We start from the raw sequence: 23,291 nt of genomic DNA on the forward strand, positions 1-23,291 counted from the left end.
GCTTCTTTGGAAAATTTTACAATAAACTAGAGTTAAAAAAATTAAAGACTACAACTTTGTCGTTGACGTGTATGTTCTGGATAAAGCCAAGAATAAGCAAAATGACTAATTGATTGTACTGGTTTTGCGGAAGTTCTCATGGCTTCCATTTGAGATTCTAAAGAAGGACGTTTTCCGTCATCTCTACCCCAAAATCCTGCTAAAACGGGCATAACATTACTTCCTTGAGAGGATGCGCTTAAAACCCTTTTTACTTGATCAACAATACAATTAGGATTACCACATAACGCATAAGACATACTATGCCATTCCATATTTTGAGAAAAACTATCCCAAGGTTGTAAACGAGAATCAAAACCAACGTCTCCTACTACTTGATTCCCATCGGGGAAAAATACTGCACCCGTAGTTATTCCTCTTTGTTTGACTTGATTAGAAGCAAAATCGAGAAAATCAATGACTCCTTGAGCCGCATGAGCTACGGTAAAATACCAAATATCTATTTGTAAAGCTGATAAGGTGTTTGGTGCAGAGGCACTTCTACCTTGCCAAAGGGGGGTTTTTTCATCGGGATATAAATTTTTCATTTGTGCTATATCATTAGCATTAATAAAACCTTGATTAACATATCTTTCTAATAGCCATCTACCTTGTTGATTTTGAGCTCTTCTGAAAAGAGTTTGTTTAGAAGCATCCCCATAAATCCATAAATCTTTGACTTTACTAACCACTGATTGTTGTCCACTACCACGGGGATAACGAATATAATCGAATAAAACACCATCGGGACGACGCTGTATAACTGCCTGTAATAACTGTGTATAGTCTTGACGAGCTTGGGAATTATAAGGATCAATAAAGGCTTGAGATTGATCATGCACAACATCAATACTACTTTGTCCTTTGCCGTTACGAGCTAAAGCAGGTTGGCGATCGGGTTTTTGAGAGTATAAATAGCCAAAATTCATGGAAAATAACCAAGCATAAACTTTTAAACCTCTTTCTCTTCCTTTTTGTAGAGTTTCTGCGTATAAATCTCGATTTTCTTGTCCTGATACATCTATAACACTAGGCCAAGGTGTGTAATTACCATTTTTTGGTAAAAGTACTTGACTATCGAAAAAAACTTCTAAATAAACGGCGTTATAACCTTGATTAACTATGGTATCTAATACTTTATCAATTGATCCTGCCTGAACATCACAAGGATATAATCTAACCCAGATAGCTTGTTCTTTTAACCAATTATTTTGACGACAATTTCTTAATAAATTTCCATGTTGTTGCAACATTTGTTTATATTCCTGTTGTGCGGCGGTATTTCCAGCTATGGCTTTTTGACGGAGATTTTCTTTTGTGGTGATAGTATTTTGATCTAATTGACAGTAAGAATTAGTAACGGCAGAAACGGGTAATTTAAAAAAAGTTTGACTGACAATAGTAATTAAAGTGAGAGTAAATTTAGTCCAAGAATTTTTCAACATTATGATGCTTTTAATCCAAACATTTCAGCTATGATAACGAATCAGGAAAGTTGTTTTTATTTTTCGGTTTTTAAAATAGGTAATTGAGAAAGAGGTACAGTTAATGTTACCGTTGAACCTAAACTTTCGCCCATACTATAAAAAGAAATTTTACCGCCCATAGCTTCAATAAGGCGTTTAGAGATAGCCAAACCTAAACCAGTACCACCATAAGCCTTTGTTCTCGAACCATCAACTTGATAGAATGTTTCAAATAGCTTTTCTTGTTTATCTAAAGAAACCCCGATACCTGTATCCGCTACATTAATTTTTACCATGCCTGGTACACTTATATCTAACACTGAGAATTTTTTGAAGATAATTTCTGCGGTAATTTCAATTCCTCCCTCATGGGTAAATTTAATGGAGTTTCCCACTAGATTTAACATTACTTGTAATAATCTTTGATAATCCGCTTGAAGTAATATTTCATCATAAGTTGAAGGTAAATTAATTTTAAAGTAAATATTTTTTTTCTGTGCTTGATTATGAGCAAATTTATAAATTTCTTCACAGATGGAGTTTAAAGAGATGGAATCTAAGTTAAATTCTAATTTTCCTGCTTCTATTTTGGCAATATCTAAAATATCATTGATTAAGTTTAATAAATGTAAAGCGGAATGATAGGCTTGATCAATAAACTCTCTTTCTTCTTTTATATCATCAGCCATATCGTCTAAAACTAATTTTAAAAACCCTAAAATTCCGTTTAATGGTGTTCTTAATTCATGACTTGTACTAGCCAAAAATTCGCTTTTTAATCTTGATGCTTCTTTTGCTTCGGCGTTTGCCTGTTCTAGTTTTTGATAAATTGTACCTTGAGCAATGGCTGTACCAACTTGATCTCCCAATTCTTGGACTAATTCTAATTCTGATTCATTCCATTGTCTTTGGTGATCGCATTGATGAAGACAAATAATACTGTTAAATTCTTGTTGATAAAAAGTAGGTACTAATAACACTGACAAAGCCTGAGAAGAAGTGCCGCCATCTAAATTAATAGTAGTAGGTTGGCGAAATAAGATCGCTTTTTTTACTTCTTCATAGTCATGAAAATTGAACCTAAATCCTAACAAAGAGTTGTAACGAGGGTCGCAATATTCAGCTTTAATTTCTAAAAAATCTGTATCATAACTTGGGACAATAATCAAACAACGATTAACTTTTAAACCTAATCCTATACTATCAACGGTTTGTTGCCAAATAGTTTCTAAATCAAGAGTACGGCGAATTTTTCGAGAGATATTAATAAGTAATTTTTGGTAACTTTCTGGATAATTATTACTTAAACCATCGGGAATTAAAGAAATTTCTTCTTTTTTGACAGAATTTCCCATTACCAAGACTAATTTTGCTTCACCATTGGAAAGGATAATCGGGCTAATGATTAAGTTAAAAGGAAATGAGTAATTTTCATCAGAAAAAATATAATGACACTGCTTAGGAATTTTACGAGTTAAAACCCTCTCGATACACTCAAGATAAGTTTGTTTTTGAATGGGGAATAATTTTATTTTAGTTAAATCATCTATAGACAATGGAGGCGAATCACCGTCTTGGGATGGCATCGAATCCCTTGATGATCGCCAGTAAAAAGAATGATAATGACCTAAAATATCTTGAGTAAAAACCAATTCAGCTCCTAAACTCGATAGATTTTGAGCATTATGTTCGAGAGGATTTAATGTCATTGATTTTCGAGAAAAGAATACAGAAATCGACGAAAATATAAAAAGAAAAAACCAAGAAAATTTTTAGTTTAACTGTTAATTGTTTATTGATAATGATTAATCGTTCCATTCTCCTCTGGGAGGTACGGGAGGATTACGGTGTAAATGACGAGTTAAATCATCATCTTGTTGTCTTTCACCTTTTAACCATTCTTTGAGAGCAGATTCAATAACTCGACTAGGATCGTTAGTTAAATGTTTGATTTTTTCTACTAATTCAGAATCAAGATGAATGGAAATTTCAACTTTATCTGTACCACGACCTTCAAACAAAATGTTATTTTTTATCATAATATTTAATTTTCCTTTTAAGTATAAATTTTACAAAATTATTCTATTTCTATTGTCCTAGATTTTTCGCTATTTTCCTAGATCGTTGTGAAGATAAGTTAAGAAATCTTAATTTTCAGTAAAAAAAAGAAATATTTTGATATTAACCATAATTCACTAAAAAAAGAAATAAATAAGTTAATCTTAAGCGAATTTCCTATACACATATTAAAATAAATTAAGAAACGTTAATTCTTTATCTTCAAGATTTATCCATTATCAAAAATAAAATTTATGACTGACGCTCCCGTTAAACGACTGCGCAACTTTTCGATTATTGCTCATATTGATCACGGTAAATCTACTTTAGCAGACCGTTTGTTGCAGGTAACTGGTACTGTGGGAGAGCGAGATATGAAAGCTCAATTCCTCGATAATATGGATTTAGAGCGAGAAAGAGGTATAACAATCAAACTTCAAGCCGCTAGAATGGAATATAAAGCTAGAGATGGAGAAGATTATGTTTTAAATTTAATTGATACTCCCGGACACGTGGACTTTTCCTATGAGGTTTCTCGCTCTCTTGCTGCCTGTGAAGGTGCTTTATTGGTAGTTGATTCTTCTCAAGGGGTTGAAGCCCAAACTCTGGCTAATGTTTATCTTGCTCTGGATAATAACTTAGAAATTATCCCTGTTTTAAATAAAATTGATTTACCTAGTGCTGAACCTGAACGAGTTATCAAAGAAATTGAAGATGTTGTCGGTTTAGATTGTACTAATATTATTCATGCTTCTGCAAAGTCTGGTATTGGTATTGAGGATATTTTAGAGTCTATTATTGCCCAAGTACCTCCTCCTGAAGATACCACAGAAAAACCTTTACGCGCTTTAATTTTTGATAGTTATTACGATGCTTATCGTGGGGTTATTGTTTATTTCCGAGTTATGGATGGACGCATAAAAAAAGGCGATCGCATCTTGTTAATGGCATCAGGAAAACAATACGAATTAGATGAAGTGGGAGTATTATCGCCGACTCAAGTGCAAGTAGATGAATTACACGCAGGAGAAGTGGGGTATTTAGCGGCGGCTATTAAAGCAGTGGGAGATGCAAGGGTAGGAGATACAATTACGTTAGTAAATCAACCAGCCAAGGAGGCTTTACCCGGTTATACAGAAGCGAAACCGATGGTATTTTGTGGGTTATTTCCCATCGATGCGGATCAATATGCGGACTTAAAAGACGCTTTAGAGAAGCTAAAATTAAACGATGCAGCGTTATCTTTTGAGCCTGAAACATCAAGCGCTATGGGTTTTGGTTTTCGTTGTGGTTTCTTGGGTTTATTACACATGGAAATTGTCCAAGAACGTCTGGAAAGGGAATATAATTTAGATCTGATCACTACTGCACCTTCGGTAATTTATCGAGTTACTAACATTGATGGAGAAGTGATCGAAATTGATAATCCAAGCGCACTACCAGATCCACAAAAACGAACAAAAATAGAAGAGCCTTATATTAAAGTTGATATTATTACTCCTGAAACCTATGTCGGAACTTTGATGGATTTATGTCAAACTCGACGGGGCATATTTATAGATATGAAGTACTTTACCATTAATCGTACTAATTTAATTTATGAAATACCTTTGGCAGAAGTTGTAACAGACTTTTTTGATCAACTGAAATCTCGTTCTCGTGGTTATGCTAGTATGGAATATCAATTAATTGGCTTCCGAGAAAATCCTTTAATTCGCTTAGATATTCTGGTAAATAAAGATCCAGTGGACGCTTTAGCCATGATTGTTCATCGAGATAAAGCCTATAATGTTGGACGTGCTTTGACGGAAAAACTGAAAGAATTGATTCCTCGTCATCAATTTAAAGTACCTATTCAAGCGGCAATTGGTGCAAAAGTTATCGCTAGTGAGCATATTCCAGCCCTAAGAAAAGATGTTTTAGCGAAATGTTACGGTGGTGATATTAGTCGTAAGAAAAAGCTATTGCAGAAACAAGCTAAAGGTAAAAAACGGATGAAATCTATTGGTACTGTGGACGTACCTCAATCAGCTTTTATGGCAGTATTAAAATTAGATAGTAATAGTTAATTGTAATTTTTTTATGGTAATCAATGAAGAATTAAAGATGACAATTATTGATTATCATCCCATACTAATTTTACCTGATACGTCTTTTTTAGATGTCATCAAAAAGTTAGTTATGGGTCATAATTATTTAATAGTTGTAGATAATTTAATCCCATTGGGTTTTATTTCTGAGAGGATTATTCTTAAAATAATTGATTCTAACATTAATATTTATTCTTTACGAGCTAAAAATTTTTGTGAGAGTTTTCCTTCTGAAAAAGAAGATAATTTACCTGATTTATTTACCCTTGCTCAAAATATTTATACAGAAAAATATCAAGTTTACGGTTGTTTAAATAATCAAAATAATTTAATAGGAATAATCACAGCTAAAAGTCTTTGTAATTATATTCAAAAAGAAGTATTTTACCAACAAGTTTCGATTTTAGAAGTAACTAAACCAAATTTAATGGTGGTTTCTTCTAATTATTCTCTGTTAACAACTATAAAAAAACTAAGTCTAAATCATAATCTTGAAGGTTTTGTCTGTGAAGTAAATTCAGAGTTTAAAGTATTTAGTTTTCAGGCAATTATTAAAAAATTAATAGAATCAAATTGGAAAAATAAAACTCTTAATGAATTAGATAACGAAAATTTGCCCATCGTCATAGATCAAGAGAAAATTTCCATCGTTAATACTTATTTAGAAAATCATAGTGGAGTATTAATTAAAAATGATTCCGTACCAATTATTAATAATCATATTCTTGTAAATTCGTCACTTAATGTATCAAATAATAATAAACAAAATCATACTTTAAAAGTTACTAATCAAATTAATTTAGTGACTTCTAAATATTTAATTAAAGTTTTAACTCCTTTATGGCAAAGTAAATATTTAAAACATCAACAACAAGAAATTCAAAGGATAAAAACTGCTTTTAAATTTGAAAAAAAACAAGTTGAACAAGAAAAGTTATTATCAGGGTTAAGCTCTCGTATTCGCAAATCATTAAATCTAAATGAAATCTTAAACAATACAGTAAATGAGGTACGAGACTTTTTAGATTGTGATCGAGTTATTGTTTATCAGTTATATCCTGATGGTGATGGGGTAATTATTGCCGAATCAGTAACCCAAGGGGTAATGTCAATATTAGGTAGAGTAGTACAAGATCACTGTTTTGCAAAAGATTTTATTAAACCCTATTTGAATGGAAGAATTCAAGCAGTGGATAATGTTTTTACCGCTAATTTATCCCCTTGTCATCTAAATTTATTATTAGGGATACAAATTCAAGCTAATTTAGTTGTACCAATTATTTTTCATGATCAATTATGGGGTTTATTAGCTACACAAAATTGTCTTCAACCTCGTCACTGGCATGAAGATGAGTTAGATTTACTGCAAGAATTAGGTACACAAGTTGCCATCGCTATTCAACAATCAGAATACGCACAACGGGCGTTAGAAGTGGCAAAATATCAAACCGCCATCGCTAAATTAGGCAATACTGCTTTAATTAGTCATAATTTAGATACTTTAATGAATACGACAGTAAAAATTGTTAGTAAAACTTTAAATGTCAAATTTTGTGATATATTACAATTAAACTTAAATAAGGCTTCTTTTATCCTAAAATCAGGTATCGGCTGGGATGCTGATTGGATTGGATTGGCTCAAATTGGCTCATCTCCTCGTTGGATGCCGGGTTATACTTTTAGCACATTGCATCCTGTTGTCACAGAAGATTTATTCATTGAAACTCGTTTTAGTCCTCCTCCTTTCTTACACAATACAGGCATTGTCAGTGGTGCGATGGTGAATATTGGAGGTAAAGATAACTGTTTCGGCGTTATGGGTATTTATAGTAAAACTCCTCGCAAATTCACCTCTGAAGAAATTAATTTTTTACAAACTGTTGCCAATGTTTTAGCTACTGCTATTGATCGTACTAATTCTCAAAGACAACTAGATTACTTTTTTAATCTTTCTTTGGATATGTTTTGTATTGCGGGGGTTGATGGCTCATTTAAAAGGGTTAATTCGAGCTTTTTGAGTACTTTGGGTTATACTTCAGAAGAGATGGTAAATCAAAATATGCTTTCTTTTGTGCATCCTGATGATGTAGAAATTACTAAAGATGAGTTACAAAAATTGAGTAATGGCTTTTTTAGTCTTAGTTTTGAAAATCGCTGGTTAACTAATGATGGGCAATATCGTTGGTTAGCATGGAAAAGTTTACCTTATGAAGAAGGAATTATTTATGCAGTGGCTAGAGATATAACTTTAGCGAAACAAGCAGAATCTCAATTACGCAGTTTGAATGAAGAATTAGAAAGTAGAGTTAAAGATCGTACGGAAGAATTAGAACAGACTACGACTCAATTAAGAACTTTTGTGCAAACTGTTGGTACTGTTTTAGTGGTACTTAATCAAGAATATCGTATTGTGGAATGGAATGAGGAAGCGGAAAAAGTTTTTGGTTGGAGTCGAGATTCTGTGTTAGGTGAAGATTATTTTTTACTCTTTATTGCCCCTAATGAGCGAGAATCTTTAAAAGAAAACCTAGATATGAGTTTATCTTACGGTAAAGTGCAACGTAATTTAGAGAGTAAAGTTTTAGTGGCTGATGGTAGTGAAAGAACATTACTTTGGAATGTCAATCGTTTTACTGATAATCATGGGGTTGGTATTGGTATTATTGCTTGTGGGCAAGATATTGAAGAAGTCCGTTTGGCACAATTAAGATTAAAATTAAGTGAGCAACGTTTTCGCAGTATTTTTAATCAAGCCGCCGTAGGTATTGTACAAGTTAGTTTACCGGGTAAGTTAGTTTTAGTTAATGATAAGTTTATCCAATTAGGAGGTTACACTCGTGATCAATTGGTAGATATAGATTTTCATTCTCTGATTCATCCTGATGATGTGTCGGCAACTTTGACGGATTTATCTGATTTATTGTCGGGAAGTAATCCTACTTTTGAGAGAGAAATTCGCATTAAATGTGCTGATGATCACTTTTTGTGGATTAATTTAACTATGTCTGTAGTTTGGGTTACTATTGATCCTTCCTACTTTATTGCTGTTATTAATGATATAAGCGATCGCAAACAAGCGGAAGAATCTTTACAACAAAGTGAAGGGCGATTGAATAGTGTGTTAAGTTCACTACAGGATGTAGTATGGTCAATGTCTTTACCAGATTTAACTTTACGTTATATTAACCCTGCTTGTCAAATACTTTATGGATATTCTCCAGCAGATATATTAGCAAATCGAGGAGTTTTATTGGAGATGGTAGTACCAGAATATCGTAAGGTAGTAGAAAATACTTGGGAAAATATTATCGAAGGTTACTCTTTAGGGAATTTACAAAACGAGGAAGGAAAAAATTGGGAGTTAGAATATAAAATTCAGCTATCGACACAAGAAACTCGTTGGATTCGAGAAAGATCCCATATCGTTTATGATCAGTATAATAGAGCTATAAGTATTGATGGTATTTCTACGGATGTTACGGAAAGACATTTAGCGGAAGAAAAATTGTTTAAGTCTCTACAAGAAAAAGAAATCTTACTCAAAGAAGTACATCATCGAGTTAAAAATAATTTATATGTAATTTCAGGTTTACTTAATTTACAATCAAGTTATATAGAAGATGAAAATGTCAAAAATTTATTTCAAGATAGTCAAAATCGCATTCAAACCATGGCGGTTATTCATGAGCAATTATATCAATCTGATGACCTTTCTCAAATTAATTTTGCTGACTACATTAAGAAGCTAGTATCAAATCTTTTTCTTTCTTATAATCATGATAAAAAAGGTATCAAACCTGTTACTAATTTAGATGAATGTTATTTAAGTATTGAAATTGCTATTCCCGCAGGATTATTAATCAATGAATTAATTACTAATGCTTTTAAACACGCTTTTCCTAAAGGTGAAGGAGAAGTCATGATAAATTTGACTTTAGGAGAAAAAAAACAGGTAATATTAGAAGTTAAAGATAATGGTATCGGATTACCTCCAGATTTAGATTGGAATAGAACTAATTCATTGGGATTACGTTTAGTAAGATTATTAACTCAACAATTAGATGCACAAATATCTGTGACAACTAATAATTTTGGTACTTGTTTTTCTATCAGTTTTAGTACTTAATATAATCAACAGCATTTTTTATTCCATCATTGTTAATTAATGACAAGTATTGATGATATGAAAGTAAAAATATTACAAATATTAATCGTGGAAGATGAATTGATTGCCGCTGAGAGTCTTGCCTTAGATTTAGAAAAACTCGGTTATCAAGTTTGCGCTATGGTTAACACAGGGAAAAAAGCCATTGATAAATGTCAGGAGTTAAATCCTGATTTGGTGTTAATGGATATTATGCTGAAAGGAGAAATGGATGGAATTACTGCCGCTGAAATTATTTATAGTCAATCAAAAACTCCCATTATATATCTTAGTGCCTATGCTGATGAAAATACCCTCAAACGGGCAAAATCAACTTGTGTTTATGGTTATTTAGTCAAGCCTTATAAAATTGCTGATGTTAATACCACTATTACTATAGCTTTGGCAAAACATCAAGAAGATTTACAAAGAGAAATAGACTTATCCGCAGAAAAAAAACTTAACAAAATCAAAACTCAAGCCTTAGCTACCGCTTCCCATGATTTACGCAATCCTCTCACGAGTATTCTTGGTTATACCGAATTAATTCGAGATTATGGCGATCTCCTTTCACCTGAAAAGAAACAAAGATATTTCAATTTTATTAAATCTGCGGTAGGGAAGATGAATGATTCCTTAGAAGATTTATTGTTAATTAGTAAAGCAGAAGAAGGAAAAATAACTCTTTATCCACAACATTTTAACTTAGTAGAATATTTAAACATAGTAATAGATGAACATAATAATATTTCTGAAAAACATAATATAATTTTTGAACGGAATACAGATAATTATCAAGCATATCTTGACCAAAAAATCTTAAATCATATCTTAAATAACTTAATATCTAATGCCATAAAATATTCTCCAGAAGGGGGTAATATTATTTTAAGATTAAATGCCGATGAGAGAGAGGTAATCATAGAAATAGAAGATGAAGGTATTGGAATACCAGAAGATTATCAAGCAAAATTATTTACTTTATTTGAAAGAGGAAGTAATGTCGGAAATATAAAAGGAAACGGTTTAGGATTATCTATTGTTAAAAAAGCAGTGGAATTATGTGAGGGCAATATTAAAGTTAATAGTAAGGAGAATAAAGGCACAAAATTTAGTATCATTATTCCCCAAAATGAAGATGAATCTTGTAGATAACTTAAGTTATAATTTACTTGTCATTAGTACTAGATAAATAATGATTATCGGCTAAATTTTTTACATCTAAAATTACCTCAGATTCCATAACTAATTGTTGACTTTCCCATTTTTTTTGTTCAATTTTTTTTAACTCTAATTCAGAATCAAAATTTAAACCTAAAGCGACGATTATTTTTTCTTTATTAGCATATAAATCCATAAAAGCACCAAGCCAATATTGTGCTAAAAAAGGTTCTAAAGCAGTAATAACACCTATAATTAATTCACTAGGGGGATGTACTTCTGCAAAGCGTTTATCATCTAAACTACGTTCTCCTGTTCCCCATGTTTCACCTTCAAAAGATCCTTGTACAGATACAAAACAATTCTCTTGACAATACTTATTAATCCACTGTCGATTATGTTTATAATAATGTAACCATTTTTTTTTCAATCTAGCCTTTATTTCTTCAAAATTTTCCATAGGAGAACCATAATAAATTTATTATATTTATATAAATAGTTTTAGCAAAAATTATTTGTTACCAAAGCTATTTATTATTAGGGTTGAAAAACTCACTTAATCCCTCACCTAATAAAGATAAACCAGTTACCATTGTAGTCATCGCTAATCCTGGGAATAAAGCAGTCCACCAAATACCAGTAGGTAAAGCATCTAAAGCTAATTTTAAATCATAACCCCATTCGGGTACATCTTCAGGTAATCCTAAGCCTAAAAATCCTAAACCTCCTAAAATGAGAATGGCATCGGCAGCATTGAGAGTAAATAAAACAGGGATATTTTGAATTACATTAAAAAATAAATATTTCGATAAAATTCTGATGGGTGATGCGCCCATTGCCTTAGCGGCTTCTATGTATAATTCTGTTTTAACGCTAGTAGTCTGATTTCTCACTACTCGATAATACTGAGGAATATAAGAAATTGATAAAGCGATGGCGGCATTAATAACCCCTCTACCTACCACAAAAGCTAAAGTTACCGATAATAATAAACCGGGTAAGGTGTAAATTGTATCCATTAAAAATAGTAAAATTTTATCGGTTTTACCACCAAAATAACCACTAATTAATCCTAAAGGTACACCGATAATTAAACTAAAAGATGTGGCTAATAATACCACTTTTAAAGCCGCTTGTGAGCCAAAAATTGTCCGAGAAAAAACATCATAACCCTGACTACTTGTACCGAAAAAATATTGAGCATTTGGAGGTTGATGAATAGGATTTTTTAATGATTCTAAAGGATTTTGAATTAAACCAATATTTTGTAATAAAGGTGCGCAAAAAGCTAGAAAAATAAAAATTATTGTGATAATCAATCCTACTAACATTAAAATATTAGAAAGAGATTTAAACTTATTTTTTTTTAGATATATTTTATTTGCAATCATAAATTAATGAGTAATTAGTAATTTTACAATTAGGATTTTTAACTTTATTTATTTTTAATTTATTTAATAGTTTTACTTCTAAATTTTACTGTTAAAAAACAGTATAAAATAGTTTTAAACAAGACGAGAAATAATAGAATCTGGAGGCATTTGAGAGATAATTTCTGCGATAATTGTATCTACTCCAGAATTGCCCCATGTACATCCATTTTCTAAATAAACTTGTGCAGTTTTTCCCACTAAATATGAGCCATAACCAGCAATTGAGCCTTGTGCTAAGGCTGTAGTAGCTAAAGTGGTAAAACTGGCGGGATTTTCCCATAAACTATTGATAGCGGATGTTGTTTTTGCCCATCCTAACATCATCATTGTAGTTATTTCTGCTAAGAATAATCCTCCTAAACTTTTAATAATAGTTTGCCATAAATTTCCTGCTTCATAGCTTGTAATGGGTAAACCGTATAATCTTGCTAAAGCCCGAATCATGGTTAAATCCGTGATTAATCCTCCTATTAAATCAAGAAAAATAATAGGATTTATTGCTACAATTAGAGCTTTATATTTAGCATATTTCCAGATAATATCTTCTGCTTCTTTTTTTCTATATTCGATAGTTTTACGGGCAATATTTTTTTGAGCAATTTTTGCTTGAGTAAGAGAATTTAAGGCTAATAATGCTTTTCCTTCTTTATTGAGAATTGTTAATATTTTCTCTTGTAAAGATTCAATATTTGGAGAAGGATATTCCCATTCTTTTTCAATAGTGCCGTCAGGTAATTCTATTCTTAAAGATATAGGTTGAGGTTGTGCCGCAATCATAACAATTTCATCAGGATTTAACAGAGGTTTTTTTGTTTCATTACTCAATTGTTGCAGTTGTTGATAAATACTTTTTAAATCAGTTTCGGGATATAAATCAATTTTATTAAACACTAAAATTAAAGGTTTTTGACTTTGACGTAATTCTAATAAAGCAAGATATTCTGTGCGAGTTATATCTCCAGCTATGACAAATAAAATTAAATCTGATTGTTGACTAATTTCTTTAGCCATATTTGCCCTTGTTTCTCCGTCAATTTCATCTAAACCGGGAGTATCTATTAACTCTATTTGGATTTTGCTTGTAGGAAGATTCCAAGGAATAGATTTCGGCCATTTTGTAACACCATTAATTGCTCCAGTCGTTAAAATTTTCTGCCCTAACAAAGCATTAATTACAGAAGATTTCCCTCGACTAACTAAGCCAAAAGCCGCTATTTTAATAACTTGTTGCTCTAATTTTACTCCTGCAGCTTTTAAAATTCGTAAATCATCTCTTACTGCTACTTGTAACTCTACATTGGGTGGATAATTCCAATGACGACGTTTATTACTAGAGTACCATGCTATGGATTGTTGTAAGCTATTACGGGCTAAAGAATATAGTGAAGAAGAGACGGAAGATTTAGAATTCATCTTAATTATTAAAATATGTTATACATTAGAAAGATTTAAGGAAAATTTAATTTTTTTTCTCAATTTTACGATGATATTTGACAATATTAGTAGATATTTGTTTCGATTTTCATCTAAGTTTTTTAATACGATATTCTATTTGTCTTATTTTTGGGAATTTTGCGTTGAGAGTCAACATTAAGTTATAATTAAACATCGAAACCTGATAGAAAAACGATAATGCTCAAAAAAAGTGGCTTTGACACCAGTCAAATAATGTTTCGGAGTGATGAATTAATGAATGCGGCATCTAATCGTTATAAAATTACTGTAGCCGTGGCAAAAAGGGCGAAACAAAGAAGAAAAGAAGACTGGGAAAATATAGAAGAAGTGATGAAACCAGTTCTTAGAGCTATTATAGAGATGTCTGATGAACTTACTCAACCAGAAATTATTAGTGATGATTAATCATTAAGATGCATAATCAAAAGATAACACATTTATTGATTCATCAGACTAAAATAGGTAAATTATGACAGGGAAAAAATTAAAATACTGGTTTTTGTTACTAACTACCCTTCTTGTTAGTTATTGGAGTCAACATCTTAATATTTTTCCTTGGCAATTATTCGAGGATAAATCTTCTTCCGTTGTTTTCGCCCAAAATATCACTATTCCTCCTGAAAAAGTCGCTGATGTCGTTTATCAGCAATTGTCTTATTTACCCAAAGAGAATAGTTATCTCAGTAAAGAAACTAACAATATTGCTATCGACAATACTTTAATTAGTCGTCTTGTTCGTTATCATCAATATACCAAAAGTCGAGCTACTATCTATCGTTTAGACTGGAAGTTAACTTTAGCTGATTATCTCGGTAAAAATGAAGTTATTAATACTCAACGTTATCCGGGTTATAGTACTTTAACTCAAAATCCTTTAGATAGCGATCGCAAAATCATTGAAAATCTAACCATGAAACAGAGAAATGAGTTAGTCAATTTGTTAGTAAGTATTTATAATCCTAATACAGAAGAGATAAAGCCAACCCAGAAACCTTCACAAAATCCTCAAAATACTAATTCTCCTCCTGTTTTTGTGTTACCCACTCCGGGGGGTGCGGATTTATTATTACCCTAAAAGAGGAGACGAGGAGTAAAATTAACTATAAACTATTAAGTATCAAACATGGGTAAGTTAATTCTTTTTAAACTAGAATCGGGTAGTTTTATTCGTGGTTTTGATGTTACTTTACAAATTTGTGACGATAATCCTGATGGCATTACTCATCCATTTACAACCGTAACAGGTACATTACCTCCCTGTCAACCCATTACAAATGATTATCAAACATGGCAGGAAAGTTATCGTAGTTTGCATCAACAAGTAAGATTAGGTTCACCTAAACAACAGATTACTCACATTACGGATAATTGTCAAGAATCAGCTCAACAACTTAAACAAACTTTATCTAATTGGTATCATTGTCAAGTAGAATCTTTTGCAAGGATAAGAGAAAAATTATTAAGATTAGACACTCAAGAATTTATTAGACTTTTGATTCAAACGGATATAAAAGAATTACGTTTATTACCTTGGCATCTATTTTTTGACTCTTTTCTTAATCAATATATCAAAGCAGAATTAGCTATATCTCCTGTACAATATAACACTTTAAATTTAACTGAAAAAAGAAGTAGAAATATTAGAGTTTTAGCTATTTTTGGTAATAGTGAAGGAGTAAATTTACAACCAGATAGAGAAGTTTTAACTAACTTACAAGAAGCGGAAATAATTACTTTAATTCAACCTAGTCTAAAAGAATTATTTTATCATCTTTATGAACAAGAATGGGACTTATTTTTTTTTGCTGGGCATAGTGGTAAAAATGAAGAAACAGGGGAAGGTAAATTATATCTAAATGAAGAAGATATTATTACTATTGAAGAATTTAAAAACGCCTTAAGACAGGCTATTCAAAAAGGCTTAAAATTAGCAGTTTTTAACTCCTGTGAGGGTTTAGGATTAGCGCAAGATTTAGTCGCTTTACATTTATCACAAATTGTCGTCATGACAGAAATGATACCTGATAAAGTTGCCCATGTTTTTATTCGAGAATTTTTAACCAGTTTTGCTGCTAATAATCCTCTTTACTTAGCCGTCAGACAAGCTAGAGAAAAACTTCAACCTCTTGAAAACCAGTTTCCTTGCGCCACATGGTTGCCAATTATTTGTCAAAATCCAGCAAGTTTACCCTTAACTTGGCAAAGTTTACAACCTTTAGAAATTAAGCCGATTCTCTCCTCCCAAAGAATCCTGAGAAATCCTGAAAATTTAGCTAATTTAATCTTAGAAACAAGAATAAATAATACTCAATTAACCCTTGAATATAATTCTTTAATTAATCCTAATGTTGAGGTTTTAGTTAACTATACTGACACGGATTTATCCATGAGTGAAGATATTGCGAGAATGTTGTTAACAAACGGAGGTGAAAGTATTATTAGAGAGTTAAGGCAACAGAAAGTTAGACAATTAGGACAAATCTTAACGACTAATGCTGGTACTCTAAGAGTAGAATCAATTTTTCACTGTGTTATTTATGATTATCAACAGCCAGAATTAACTGATTTTAACTTAGTTAAAACTATCATTAATCGTTGTTTACATTTCGCTGATAGTAATGGTTTTTCTTCCTTAGCTTTTCCAGTGTTTCTTCCCCATAATTCTACTTTATCCATAGAACAAATTACCATAGCTTTTGCCCAAGAAATTACTAATTATTTGGAAGGAGAAACTCATTTACAACAGGTAAAAGTTATTTTACAAAATACCTCAAATTTATCAAAAAATATTATAGATGAGGGTTTATATAGATTTTATGGACAATTTAAAGAATTTTTAGAGTTAACTGTTGACATCAAAACTCGTTGTTTATTATTAGAAGAATTAAGCAACATTTATCAGCAAAGACAAATGAGAAATTCTGTACAAATACTGACTTTGTATCAACAGTATTTAAAGCAATTTAAAGAGGATTGGATTAATAATAATAGTCAACAAAATCATGAGGAGTTTATTGTAAATTATCATGAATCTTTAGAAGATATAAGTCAAAAAATTAGTCATAATCAGGAGGATAAAATTGATAATATTGTTACCTCTGTGCATCAAAATTACCATGAAGAAGCAGCTCAAATTTGGCAGGAATTAGTTACCCTTGAAGATGACAATGAAATTATCTCTTTATTAGACAAATTAGGTACAGATATTGATGGTTTTGCGTGGATAAATGATCAATATGAGTTAAGTATAACTAGCACTAATGCTAAAAAACAACGAGTTAATGAAATGTTACAAAATCAAGTAAAAGAATTAGAAAAAGGGCAACAATTATTACAACAAAAATTATTGAATTTATATAATCAAGGAATCTTAAATAAAACAACCATCGGGGAAGAAAGAAGTTTAATATTTAGGGAGTATCCTAAGATTAATATAACAGTTAACCCTGAAGAATTACCCCTAGAATATCGAGTAGAAAGAATAACTTATACTCCAAATAAAAGAGCATTAAAACAAGCTAATAATCAAGGAATCGACATTAGTAGCATGGCTGAAATAGATCCTAATTTAAAACCACAATTTAGGTTTAGATAGTAGTTAATTATTAATTTTATCTTTAACTCTTGCCCATTTTGTCATTTGCCAAATCATAATAAATAAAACACCAGAAATTAGTGAACCTGTGTTATATTTTACGGAACGTTTTAATAATGCTTTTCTTCCTTGTTTTCTAACTATTTCCGCTTGTTTATTAGTTTGTACTCGTGAATTATCAATAAATTCCTTGAATTTCGTTTTAACTTCTCCTAACTGTTGACTGTTTTCAATTATAGGAGCATTTCCAGCATTTATTTCACCTATTAATGTTTGCATATCTTTTGAATTTTGTACATCTCTTAATCTAATTTCTACTTTTTGTAAGACTTCAAGTCTTTGAGTGGTTTCTTTCTCAATTTGTTGATTGGTTAATGCGTCAATTCGGATAGTATTAACTATCCCTAAAGGCACAAATAAAAGAAATAAAATTCCTGAAAATAAACTAATCCAAGATAAACTCATTAAGGTGATAAATTCCCAACCTTTACGCAAATAATTACCTCCAGAGAAGATTAATAATAAAGCAATAAAAGGTATCGCAATTCTTTCTACTAAAGCGCTTAATACTTGAAATTCCCATTGCGGATTGAGAAATTGAGGGGGGATAAGAATTTCAGCTAAATCTAAAAAAAATAAAAGAAGAAACACATAACCAACAGATCTCCAAATACCAATTGACCTTAACATATTAAGGCTAAAATTACCAATTTTATCTACTTTTTGGTTAAGTTTATTTTGAATATCAAGGTTGTCAAAATTATCAATATTATTGAAATTATCCACGTTATTAGGATTAGAATTTAAACTGTCTTGATTAGGCTGAATCATAGTTTTTTTGAATGAAGATACTTAATTAAATTTTATTAGCTATACCTTATGGATGATTATTTTTTAAATCAGTTAAGATGTTTTTATCCGTAATAATACTGAAAATAATATTATCGCAAAAAGTAGATTATAAAAATTAAAATTGATCACTATTGAAAAAGTCATTTTCTTGATAGGAAGAAACTGTAGCTACTTTTTGTGTTTTATTCATCAATAACCAATAAAATAGACCAAAAATTATAACTGCAATCATACCAAAAATTAATGATCCTTCACCTTCATGCCAATATAAAAAGGCTTCTTTTTCTCCCCTTCCCACTAAAATTGCCATCAACACAACTCGAAAAGCATTAACCATAAATCCTGTCACAATAGCCACTAATGGTACTATATATTGATCTTTCTTTTTAATGGGAAACATGACTAAACAAATAACCGATAAACCTAATACATAAGTGACAGATTCAATACCTGAACAACCTTCGTAAACTTTAACGCTACCTTTTTCTAAATGAATAAAAATTCCATCTAATACTAAATTAAATCCTAAATAATGGAGAAAAAAAGCAGATACTTTAGCCGTTAAAGGAGAAAGATCCAATAATGATTGTAGAATAACTCTAGGTACACCTAAAAAAAATATAATTAGTAATTCCCATCTAAATTGTTTTAAACCATAAAAACCAGCAGCAATAAAACTTAAACCCACAGAAAAGACAAAAGGCGCAACACTGAGAAGATTATTTTCTTTTTCCGTAGGAATAGATTTACTTACAAATAAAGTCCAACCAATTAATAAAATACCTAAAATAGTTGGTAACATTTGAGATTGAAATTTTAACTCTTGTTTTCTATCCCATAATAAAGAATAAATTGCCATCCAAAATAAACCACTCATTCCTGCATGAGCAATATTATCCATTTTATAGAATATGGTTAAATTTATAGCTACTAATGCAGACAAAATAATTGCCATCCAAAAACCATAATTTTTAAGTAATTCTGTGGGATTTAACTTTCTAGCATCCATATTACTAATCTCTTTTTTTTTATTGGTGTTAATCATAAGATAATCTTAACTTTAAAAATCAATCTTCTTTAAACAATTAGCTTATTTGTGAGAATTAATTGTCGTAACTTAAAAACATCTTTTTTTCCTCTATACCTGAAAATGCTATGATACCCAAAGCTAAAAAATGTTAGGTAAAGTCACAAAAAGTTAACAATGGGAAAAATTTGGGAATTAGATTTTTATTCACGGCCAATTTTAGACGACAATAACAAGAAACTATGGGAAATTTTAATCTGTGAAAGTCCTACTTCCATCGATACCAATCTTAACTCTTTATTCCGTTATTCCCAATTTTGTTCTAATAATGAAGTTAATTCTTTAACCTTAAAAGATGCCATCGCTACTGCCATCGAAAAATCAGGAGAAACCCCGAATAAAATTCGTTTTTTCCGTCGTCAAATGAATAATATGATTATCAAAGGATGTGAAGAAGCAGGAATAGCGGTATTTTCTTCCCGTCATACTTACGCCTTAAATCAGTGGTTAGAAGAAAGAATGGAAAACTTTTATCCACTACAAAAAGGCTATGACGAAAAATCCCGACAATCGAAAACAGTACAATATCCTCAAAGTAATGCTGTTAATCTTCCTGATGCAGTGAAAGGAGACAAACAAGACAAATGGGCGTTAGTAAGTCTTTCCTCCGATGACTTTGCTGACATGAAAGAATGGGATATTGGTTTTTCTGAAGCCTTCCCTCTCACCATGGCAAATATCGGAAAAAATACTACCATACCCGGGTTAATAATCTTTTCTCAAAGGGCTTTACCTTTAGCAGGATGGATGTCTGGACTAGAATTAGGTTATTTAAGGCTAGAAAAGAGTCAATACTCTAAAATATGCCTAGAAACGGGAGTTAGTGATAGTTGGATTGTAGCTAATCTCACAGATAAAGCAACCCTAGCTGAAGGAGAAAACTTTGAAAAAGCAAAAAAACAAGCCAACGGAGTTCACTTTTTAGCAGTACAATCTTCCCCAGAATCTGAGTCTTTCGCTGCTTTTTGGTTACTTTTAGATAATTGACAATTAACAATCAATCATTAACAATAAAAAAATAATCTAAAGACTAGAAAAACAGCGCAAAATTTATCTATAAAATTAATTATTTATATGAGTCAAAAAACTATTATTACAGGCACAGGAATCCCCCTTACAGGTAACGATATTGATACAGATAGAATTATCCCCGCTCGTTTCTTAAGAAATATCACCTTTGATGGCTTAGGAGAACAAGTGTTTGCTGATGATCGTACTGCCTTAAAAGGAAAACATTCCTTTGATTTACCTCAATATCAAAACGCTAATATTTTAGTAGTAAATGCAAACTTCGGATGTGGTTCAAGTAGAGAACATGCTCCTCAATCTTTATCTAGGTGGGGAATCTCCGCTATTATTGGGGAGAGTTTTGCGGAGATATTTCTCGGTAACTGTTTAACAATGGGTATTCCTTGCGTTACTACTTCATCTGGTAACATTAAAAGTATTCAAAATTTATTAGAAGTTAATCCTAGTATTGTCATGACTTTAGATTTAGAAACCATGAAAGTACAATGTGGACATTATAGTAGTACTGTAAAAATGGATTCGGGTGCTAGAAATATGTTAACTACGGGAAAATGGGATACTTGCGGTTTACTGACTCAAAATAATGAGCAAATTAAAGCTACGGCATTAAAATTGCCTTATTTAGCTTGGAATTAAACTAAAATAATCAGATGGGAAGCTAAATCATCAAGAAAATATCATATTTTTAAGTAAAAATTAACTATTCCCCATTACAAGTATTATCAATAAAAAGTAATTAATTTTATCAATATGAAGATTAAATCATTTGTGTTAGCACTTATTCTGACTATTTTTCCTCATAGTTTTTATCAAACTCAAGCCCAAACTTTACCTTCTTCTCAAAATACTAATTCCATTTCTGCGGATAATGACATTGATTTTACTACCCTTGAAAAATATTTAGTCGAGCAAAATTGGCGTAAAGCTAATGACGAAACTAGAAATATCATCCTACAAGGTAGCGGTAGAAAATCTATCGGTTGGATTCCTCCTTCAGATTTAAAAAATCTCTCCTGCGATAATTTAAAAACCATTGATACATTATGGAAAGAAAATTCTAACGGTAGATTTGGTTTTAGTATTCAATTTCCTATTTATATTGAAACAGGTAATCGCCCGGGTAGAATGGTTAGTGATGACGCTTTTAATCGTTTTGGCGATCGCATTGGTTGGCGTAAAGATAATGATTGGATTATTTTTTATGAAAATCTAAATTTTACCAATACAGCACCCATAGGGCATTTTCCCAATCCTAGGGCGGAGTATTCCATCACAGGAGGGCGACTTTTGTATTCCGTGTTAGCGGAAAAAATGGTTCAATGCAATATAGTAAATTACAAGAAATAAAAAATAAGATTGAGAAAGATACAAAACGTAAAATTTTAACCCTAAAACTATTCGTTACAATCTCATTAATTAGATCAATTATTCAGGTAACACGATGATTTATAAAAAATTTACTCCTAAGAATTTACTGACAACTATCTCAATTATTGCCATAGCCATATCAGGATGTAGTCAAGAAAAAACAGAAACTAGAGCTCCCCAACCAATTCCAGTAAGTTTAACCACCCTTGAAAGAGGAAACCTCATCGATAGTACAGAATATGTTGGTACATTAGAAGCTATTAGTAGAGTAAGTCTTGCCCCTGAAATAAACGGTAGAATTATGAGAATAGTGGTGCAAGAAGGAGATTTCGTCACGCAAGGGCAACTAATAGCAGAATTAGAGCCTACTCAACAACAAGAAGACGTATTTGCCGCCGCCGCAAATGTTCAAAGTCAAATTGCCGCCTATAATCAAGCACAATCAGAATTTAAACAGCGAGAAGGAGAAAGAGATAGTACTTCTTCTCAAGTAGCAGGATTGAAAGCTGATGTAAGCAGATCTGAAGCCAACTTAAAATCAACTTTAGCGGATTTACAAAGAGCTACTGCTGATTTAGAATTAGCACAAGTGAATTATGATCGCTCTAAATTTCTTGTTAATTCAGGAGTGTTACCTACCCAAGATCTTGATGATAAAACCAGAGATTTAAGTTCAGCAAAAGCCACTCTTACCGCCAGAAAAGAAGCCTCCCAAGCCGCACGGGCAGTGGTTCAAACTACCAAAGAATCTCTCAATTCCGCCGTGAGTAACTTAACCGTTGCACAAGAAAGAATACAAGGAGCAAAATCTAATATGGATAGGGCAAAAGCTAATATTGATCAATCAAGAGGAAATAAAGGTAGTATTGAACAAAACTTAATTTTTAACCGTATTGTTGCCCCCGTCAGTGGCATTGTAGGTGATTTTAATGAAAAAAAAGTTGGTGATTATGTCAACGTGGGACAAACTTTTACTACTATTACCAATAATGATAAATTCCTGCTCAATATTAATGTACCCGTCGAAAATTTATCTCGTCTCAAAATGGGGCTTCCTGTGGAAATTATCGGGGAAGATCAAAAATCGATTATTTCAGGTAATATTAGTTTTATTTCACCTTTAACCGAACAAAGTAATCAATCTGTTACCGTTAAAATTAGCTTTGTTAATGATGGTAGTTTTAAAGATGAAAAATATGTCCGCGCTCGTCTTATTTGGGATACCAAACCCGGAATTTTAATCCCCACTAATGTTGTTAGTAGTTTAGGAGGGCAAAAATTTGTCTTTGTTGCTAAACCTTCGGAAACTGATTCTAAACTTACCGCTAAACAAATTCCTATTACTATTGGTGGTATTCAAGGGCAAGAATATCAAGTAACTTCTGGTGTTATGCCGGGCGATCGCATCGTAACTTCTCGTATTTTAGATTTAAGAGATAACACTCCCATTACAGAAGCAGAATTAACCTCCACAAATAATTAGAGCTTAATTTCTCCTAACTATCTATTTCAGG

At 31.6% G+C, this 23,291-nt stretch carries 18 protein-coding genes; 10 read left to right on the top strand and 8 right to left on the bottom strand.

Translation table 11 applies throughout. The features are described 5' to 3' along the window. Window positions 1-41: 41 nt before the first annotated feature. The 3 genes from ACEW8E_RS08750 to ACEW8E_RS08760 all read right to left on the bottom strand — a co-directional run bounded on the left by ACEW8E_RS08750 (window position 42) and on the right by ACEW8E_RS08760 (window position 3,544). Window positions 42-1,484 (bottom strand): family 10 glycosylhydrolase, encoded by a 1,443-nt coding sequence (locus ACEW8E_RS08750; protein WP_373479955.1) that lies wholly within the window; start codon window positions 1,482-1,484, stop codon window positions 42-44. Window positions 1,485-1,540: 56 nt separating this feature from the next. Beyond that, window positions 1,541-3,214: an ATP-binding protein gene (locus ACEW8E_RS08755; RefSeq protein ID WP_373479956.1), complete on the bottom strand. Its 1,674-nt coding sequence runs from the start codon at window positions 3,212-3,214 to the stop codon at window positions 1,541-1,543. 96 nt (window positions 3,215-3,310) lie between these two features. Further along, entirely contained in the window at window positions 3,311-3,544 is a 234-nt protein-coding gene (locus ACEW8E_RS08760) for a hypothetical protein (protein ID WP_373479957.1), read from the bottom strand. Between the two features lie 273 nt (window positions 3,545-3,817). Here ACEW8E_RS08760 and lepA point away from each other — a divergent pair, with 273 nt between their 5' ends. From lepA to ACEW8E_RS08775, 3 genes are read left to right on the top strand one after another with little or no spacing between them, the layout of a single operon-like run. Then, window positions 3,818-5,632 carry a translation elongation factor 4 gene (lepA, locus tag ACEW8E_RS08765; RefSeq protein ID WP_373479958.1) on the top strand — a complete coding sequence of 605 codons (1,815 nt, stop codon included), beginning with the start codon at window positions 3,818-3,820 and terminating at the stop codon, window positions 5,630-5,632. Window positions 5,633-5,669: 37 nt separating this feature from the next. Further along, the gene (locus ACEW8E_RS08770) at window positions 5,670-9,779 is read left to right on the top strand and encodes a PAS domain S-box protein (protein WP_373479959.1); all 4,110 of its coding nucleotides are present in this window, start codon (window positions 5,670-5,672) and stop codon (window positions 9,777-9,779) included. 39 nt (window positions 9,780-9,818) lie between these two features. Continuing rightward, window positions 9,819-10,952, top strand: a complete 1,134-nt coding sequence (locus ACEW8E_RS08775; protein WP_373479960.1) for an ATP-binding protein — start codon at window positions 9,819-9,821, stop codon at window positions 10,950-10,952. 13 nt (window positions 10,953-10,965) lie between these two features. On the opposite strand, the gene ACEW8E_RS08780 is transcribed toward ACEW8E_RS08775, so the two are convergent. The 3 genes from ACEW8E_RS08780 to ACEW8E_RS08790 form a co-directional block, all read right to left on the bottom strand. Then, on the bottom strand, window positions 10,966-11,418 hold the full coding sequence (locus ACEW8E_RS08780; RefSeq protein ID WP_373479961.1) for a DUF5331 domain-containing protein: 453 nt from the start codon (window positions 11,416-11,418) through the stop codon (window positions 10,966-10,968). A gap of 67 nt (window positions 11,419-11,485) precedes the next feature. Beyond that, window positions 11,486-12,349, bottom strand: a complete 864-nt coding sequence (locus tag ACEW8E_RS08785) for an ABC transporter permease (protein WP_373479962.1) — start codon at window positions 12,347-12,349, stop codon at window positions 11,486-11,488. Between the two features lie 114 nt (window positions 12,350-12,463). After that, window positions 12,464-13,804 carry a GTP-binding protein gene (locus tag ACEW8E_RS08790; RefSeq protein WP_373479963.1) on the bottom strand — a complete coding sequence of 447 codons (1,341 nt, stop codon included), beginning with the start codon at window positions 13,802-13,804 and terminating at the stop codon, window positions 12,464-12,466. Between the two features lie 219 nt (window positions 13,805-14,023). Here ACEW8E_RS08790 and ACEW8E_RS08795 point away from each other — a divergent pair, with 219 nt between their 5' ends. The 3 genes from ACEW8E_RS08795 (at window position 14,024) to ACEW8E_RS08805 (ending at window position 17,441) form a co-directional block, all read left to right on the top strand. Beyond that, window positions 14,024-14,251, top strand: a complete 228-nt coding sequence (locus ACEW8E_RS08795; RefSeq protein WP_373479964.1) for a DNA-directed RNA polymerase subunit omega — start codon at window positions 14,024-14,026, stop codon at window positions 14,249-14,251. Window positions 14,252-14,315: 64 nt separating this feature from the next. Beyond that, a complete protein-coding gene (locus ACEW8E_RS08800; RefSeq protein WP_373479965.1) occupies window positions 14,316-14,921 on the top strand; it encodes a hypothetical protein in 606 nt (201 codons plus the stop codon). Between the two features lie 48 nt (window positions 14,922-14,969). Next, window positions 14,970-17,441, top strand: a complete 2,472-nt coding sequence (locus ACEW8E_RS08805; protein WP_373479966.1) for a CHAT domain-containing protein — start codon at window positions 14,970-14,972, stop codon at window positions 17,439-17,441. 3 nt (window positions 17,442-17,444) lie between these two features. On the opposite strand, the gene ACEW8E_RS08810 is transcribed toward ACEW8E_RS08805, so the two are convergent. Together ACEW8E_RS08810 and crtA are read right to left on the bottom strand one after the other, a co-directional pair. Continuing rightward, window positions 17,445-18,272: an HpsJ family protein gene (locus tag ACEW8E_RS08810; protein ID WP_373479967.1), complete on the bottom strand. Its 828-nt coding sequence runs from the start codon at window positions 18,270-18,272 to the stop codon at window positions 17,445-17,447. A 136-nt stretch (window positions 18,273-18,408) separates the two neighbouring features. Beyond that, window positions 18,409-19,338, bottom strand: a complete 930-nt coding sequence (gene crtA / locus ACEW8E_RS08815) for a cyanoexosortase A (protein WP_373479968.1) — start codon at window positions 19,336-19,338, stop codon at window positions 18,409-18,411. A gap of 159 nt (window positions 19,339-19,497) precedes the next feature. Here crtA and ACEW8E_RS08820 point away from each other — a divergent pair, with 159 nt between their 5' ends. From ACEW8E_RS08820 to ACEW8E_RS08835, 4 genes are all read left to right on the top strand, one after another. Next, window positions 19,498-20,367: a Tab2/Atab2 family RNA-binding protein gene (locus tag ACEW8E_RS08820; RefSeq protein ID WP_373479969.1), complete on the top strand. Its 870-nt coding sequence runs from the start codon at window positions 19,498-19,500 to the stop codon at window positions 20,365-20,367. Between the two features lie 87 nt (window positions 20,368-20,454). Then, a complete protein-coding gene (leuD, locus tag ACEW8E_RS08825) occupies window positions 20,455-21,045 on the top strand; it encodes a 3-isopropylmalate dehydratase small subunit (RefSeq protein WP_373479970.1) in 591 nt (196 codons plus the stop codon). Between the two features lie 114 nt (window positions 21,046-21,159). After that, entirely contained in the window at window positions 21,160-21,756 is a 597-nt protein-coding gene (locus tag ACEW8E_RS08830; RefSeq protein ID WP_373479971.1) for a GUN4 domain-containing protein, read from the top strand. 94 nt (window positions 21,757-21,850) lie between these two features. Continuing rightward, complete coding sequence (locus tag ACEW8E_RS08835; RefSeq protein WP_373479972.1) at window positions 21,851-23,260, top strand: efflux RND transporter periplasmic adaptor subunit; 1,410 nt, start codon at window positions 21,851-21,853, stop codon at window positions 23,258-23,260. Window positions 23,261-23,291 lie beyond the last annotated feature (31 nt).

Source organism: Geminocystis sp., from assembly GCF_041753295.1.
Classification (GTDB): domain Bacteria; phylum Cyanobacteriota; class Cyanobacteriia; order Cyanobacteriales; family Cyanobacteriaceae; genus Geminocystis.

Excerpts from the sequence above, each read along its gene's own strand:
- ACEW8E_RS08810 (WP_373479967.1), bottom strand. The coding sequence starts at position 18,272 with ATGATTCAGCCTAATCAAGACAGTTTAAATTCTAATCCTAATAACGTG.
- lepA (WP_373479958.1), top strand. The coding sequence starts at position 3,818 with ATGACTGACGCTCCCGTTAAACGACTGCGCAACTTTTCGATTATTGCT.
- ACEW8E_RS08795 (WP_373479964.1), top strand. The coding sequence starts at position 14,024 with ATGCTCAAAAAAAGTGGCTTTGACACCAGTCAAATAATGTTTCGGAGT.
- ACEW8E_RS08800 (WP_373479965.1), top strand. The coding sequence starts at position 14,316 with ATGACAGGGAAAAAATTAAAATACTGGTTTTTGTTACTAACTACCCTT.
- ACEW8E_RS08820 (WP_373479969.1), top strand. The coding sequence starts at position 19,498 with ATGGGAAAAATTTGGGAATTAGATTTTTATTCACGGCCAATTTTAGAC.
- ACEW8E_RS08755 (WP_373479956.1), bottom strand. The coding sequence starts at position 3,214 with ATGACATTAAATCCTCTCGAACATAATGCTCAAAATCTATCGAGTTTA.
- ACEW8E_RS08775 (WP_373479960.1), top strand. The coding sequence starts at position 9,819 with ATGACAAGTATTGATGATATGAAAGTAAAAATATTACAAATATTAATC.
- ACEW8E_RS08830 (WP_373479971.1), top strand. The coding sequence starts at position 21,160 with ATGAAGATTAAATCATTTGTGTTAGCACTTATTCTGACTATTTTTCCT.
- ACEW8E_RS08805 (WP_373479966.1), top strand. The coding sequence starts at position 14,970 with ATGGGTAAGTTAATTCTTTTTAAACTAGAATCGGGTAGTTTTATTCGT.
- ACEW8E_RS08790 (WP_373479963.1), bottom strand. The coding sequence starts at position 13,804 with ATGAATTCTAAATCTTCCGTCTCTTCTTCACTATATTCTTTAGCCCGT.
- leuD (WP_373479970.1), top strand. The coding sequence starts at position 20,455 with ATGAGTCAAAAAACTATTATTACAGGCACAGGAATCCCCCTTACAGGT.
- ACEW8E_RS08780 (WP_373479961.1), bottom strand. The coding sequence starts at position 11,418 with ATGGAAAATTTTGAAGAAATAAAGGCTAGATTGAAAAAAAAATGGTTA.
- ACEW8E_RS08750 (WP_373479955.1), bottom strand. The coding sequence starts at position 1,484 with ATGTTGAAAAATTCTTGGACTAAATTTACTCTCACTTTAATTACTATT.
- ACEW8E_RS08770 (WP_373479959.1), top strand. The coding sequence starts at position 5,670 with ATGACAATTATTGATTATCATCCCATACTAATTTTACCTGATACGTCT.
- crtA (WP_373479968.1), bottom strand. The coding sequence starts at position 19,338 with ATGATTAACACCAATAAAAAAAAAGAGATTAGTAATATGGATGCTAGA.
- ACEW8E_RS08835 (WP_373479972.1), top strand. The coding sequence starts at position 21,851 with ATGATTTATAAAAAATTTACTCCTAAGAATTTACTGACAACTATCTCA.
- ACEW8E_RS08760 (WP_373479957.1), bottom strand. The coding sequence starts at position 3,544 with ATGATAAAAAATAACATTTTGTTTGAAGGTCGTGGTACAGATAAAGTT.
- ACEW8E_RS08785 (WP_373479962.1), bottom strand. The coding sequence starts at position 12,349 with ATGATTGCAAATAAAATATATCTAAAAAAAAATAAGTTTAAATCTCTT.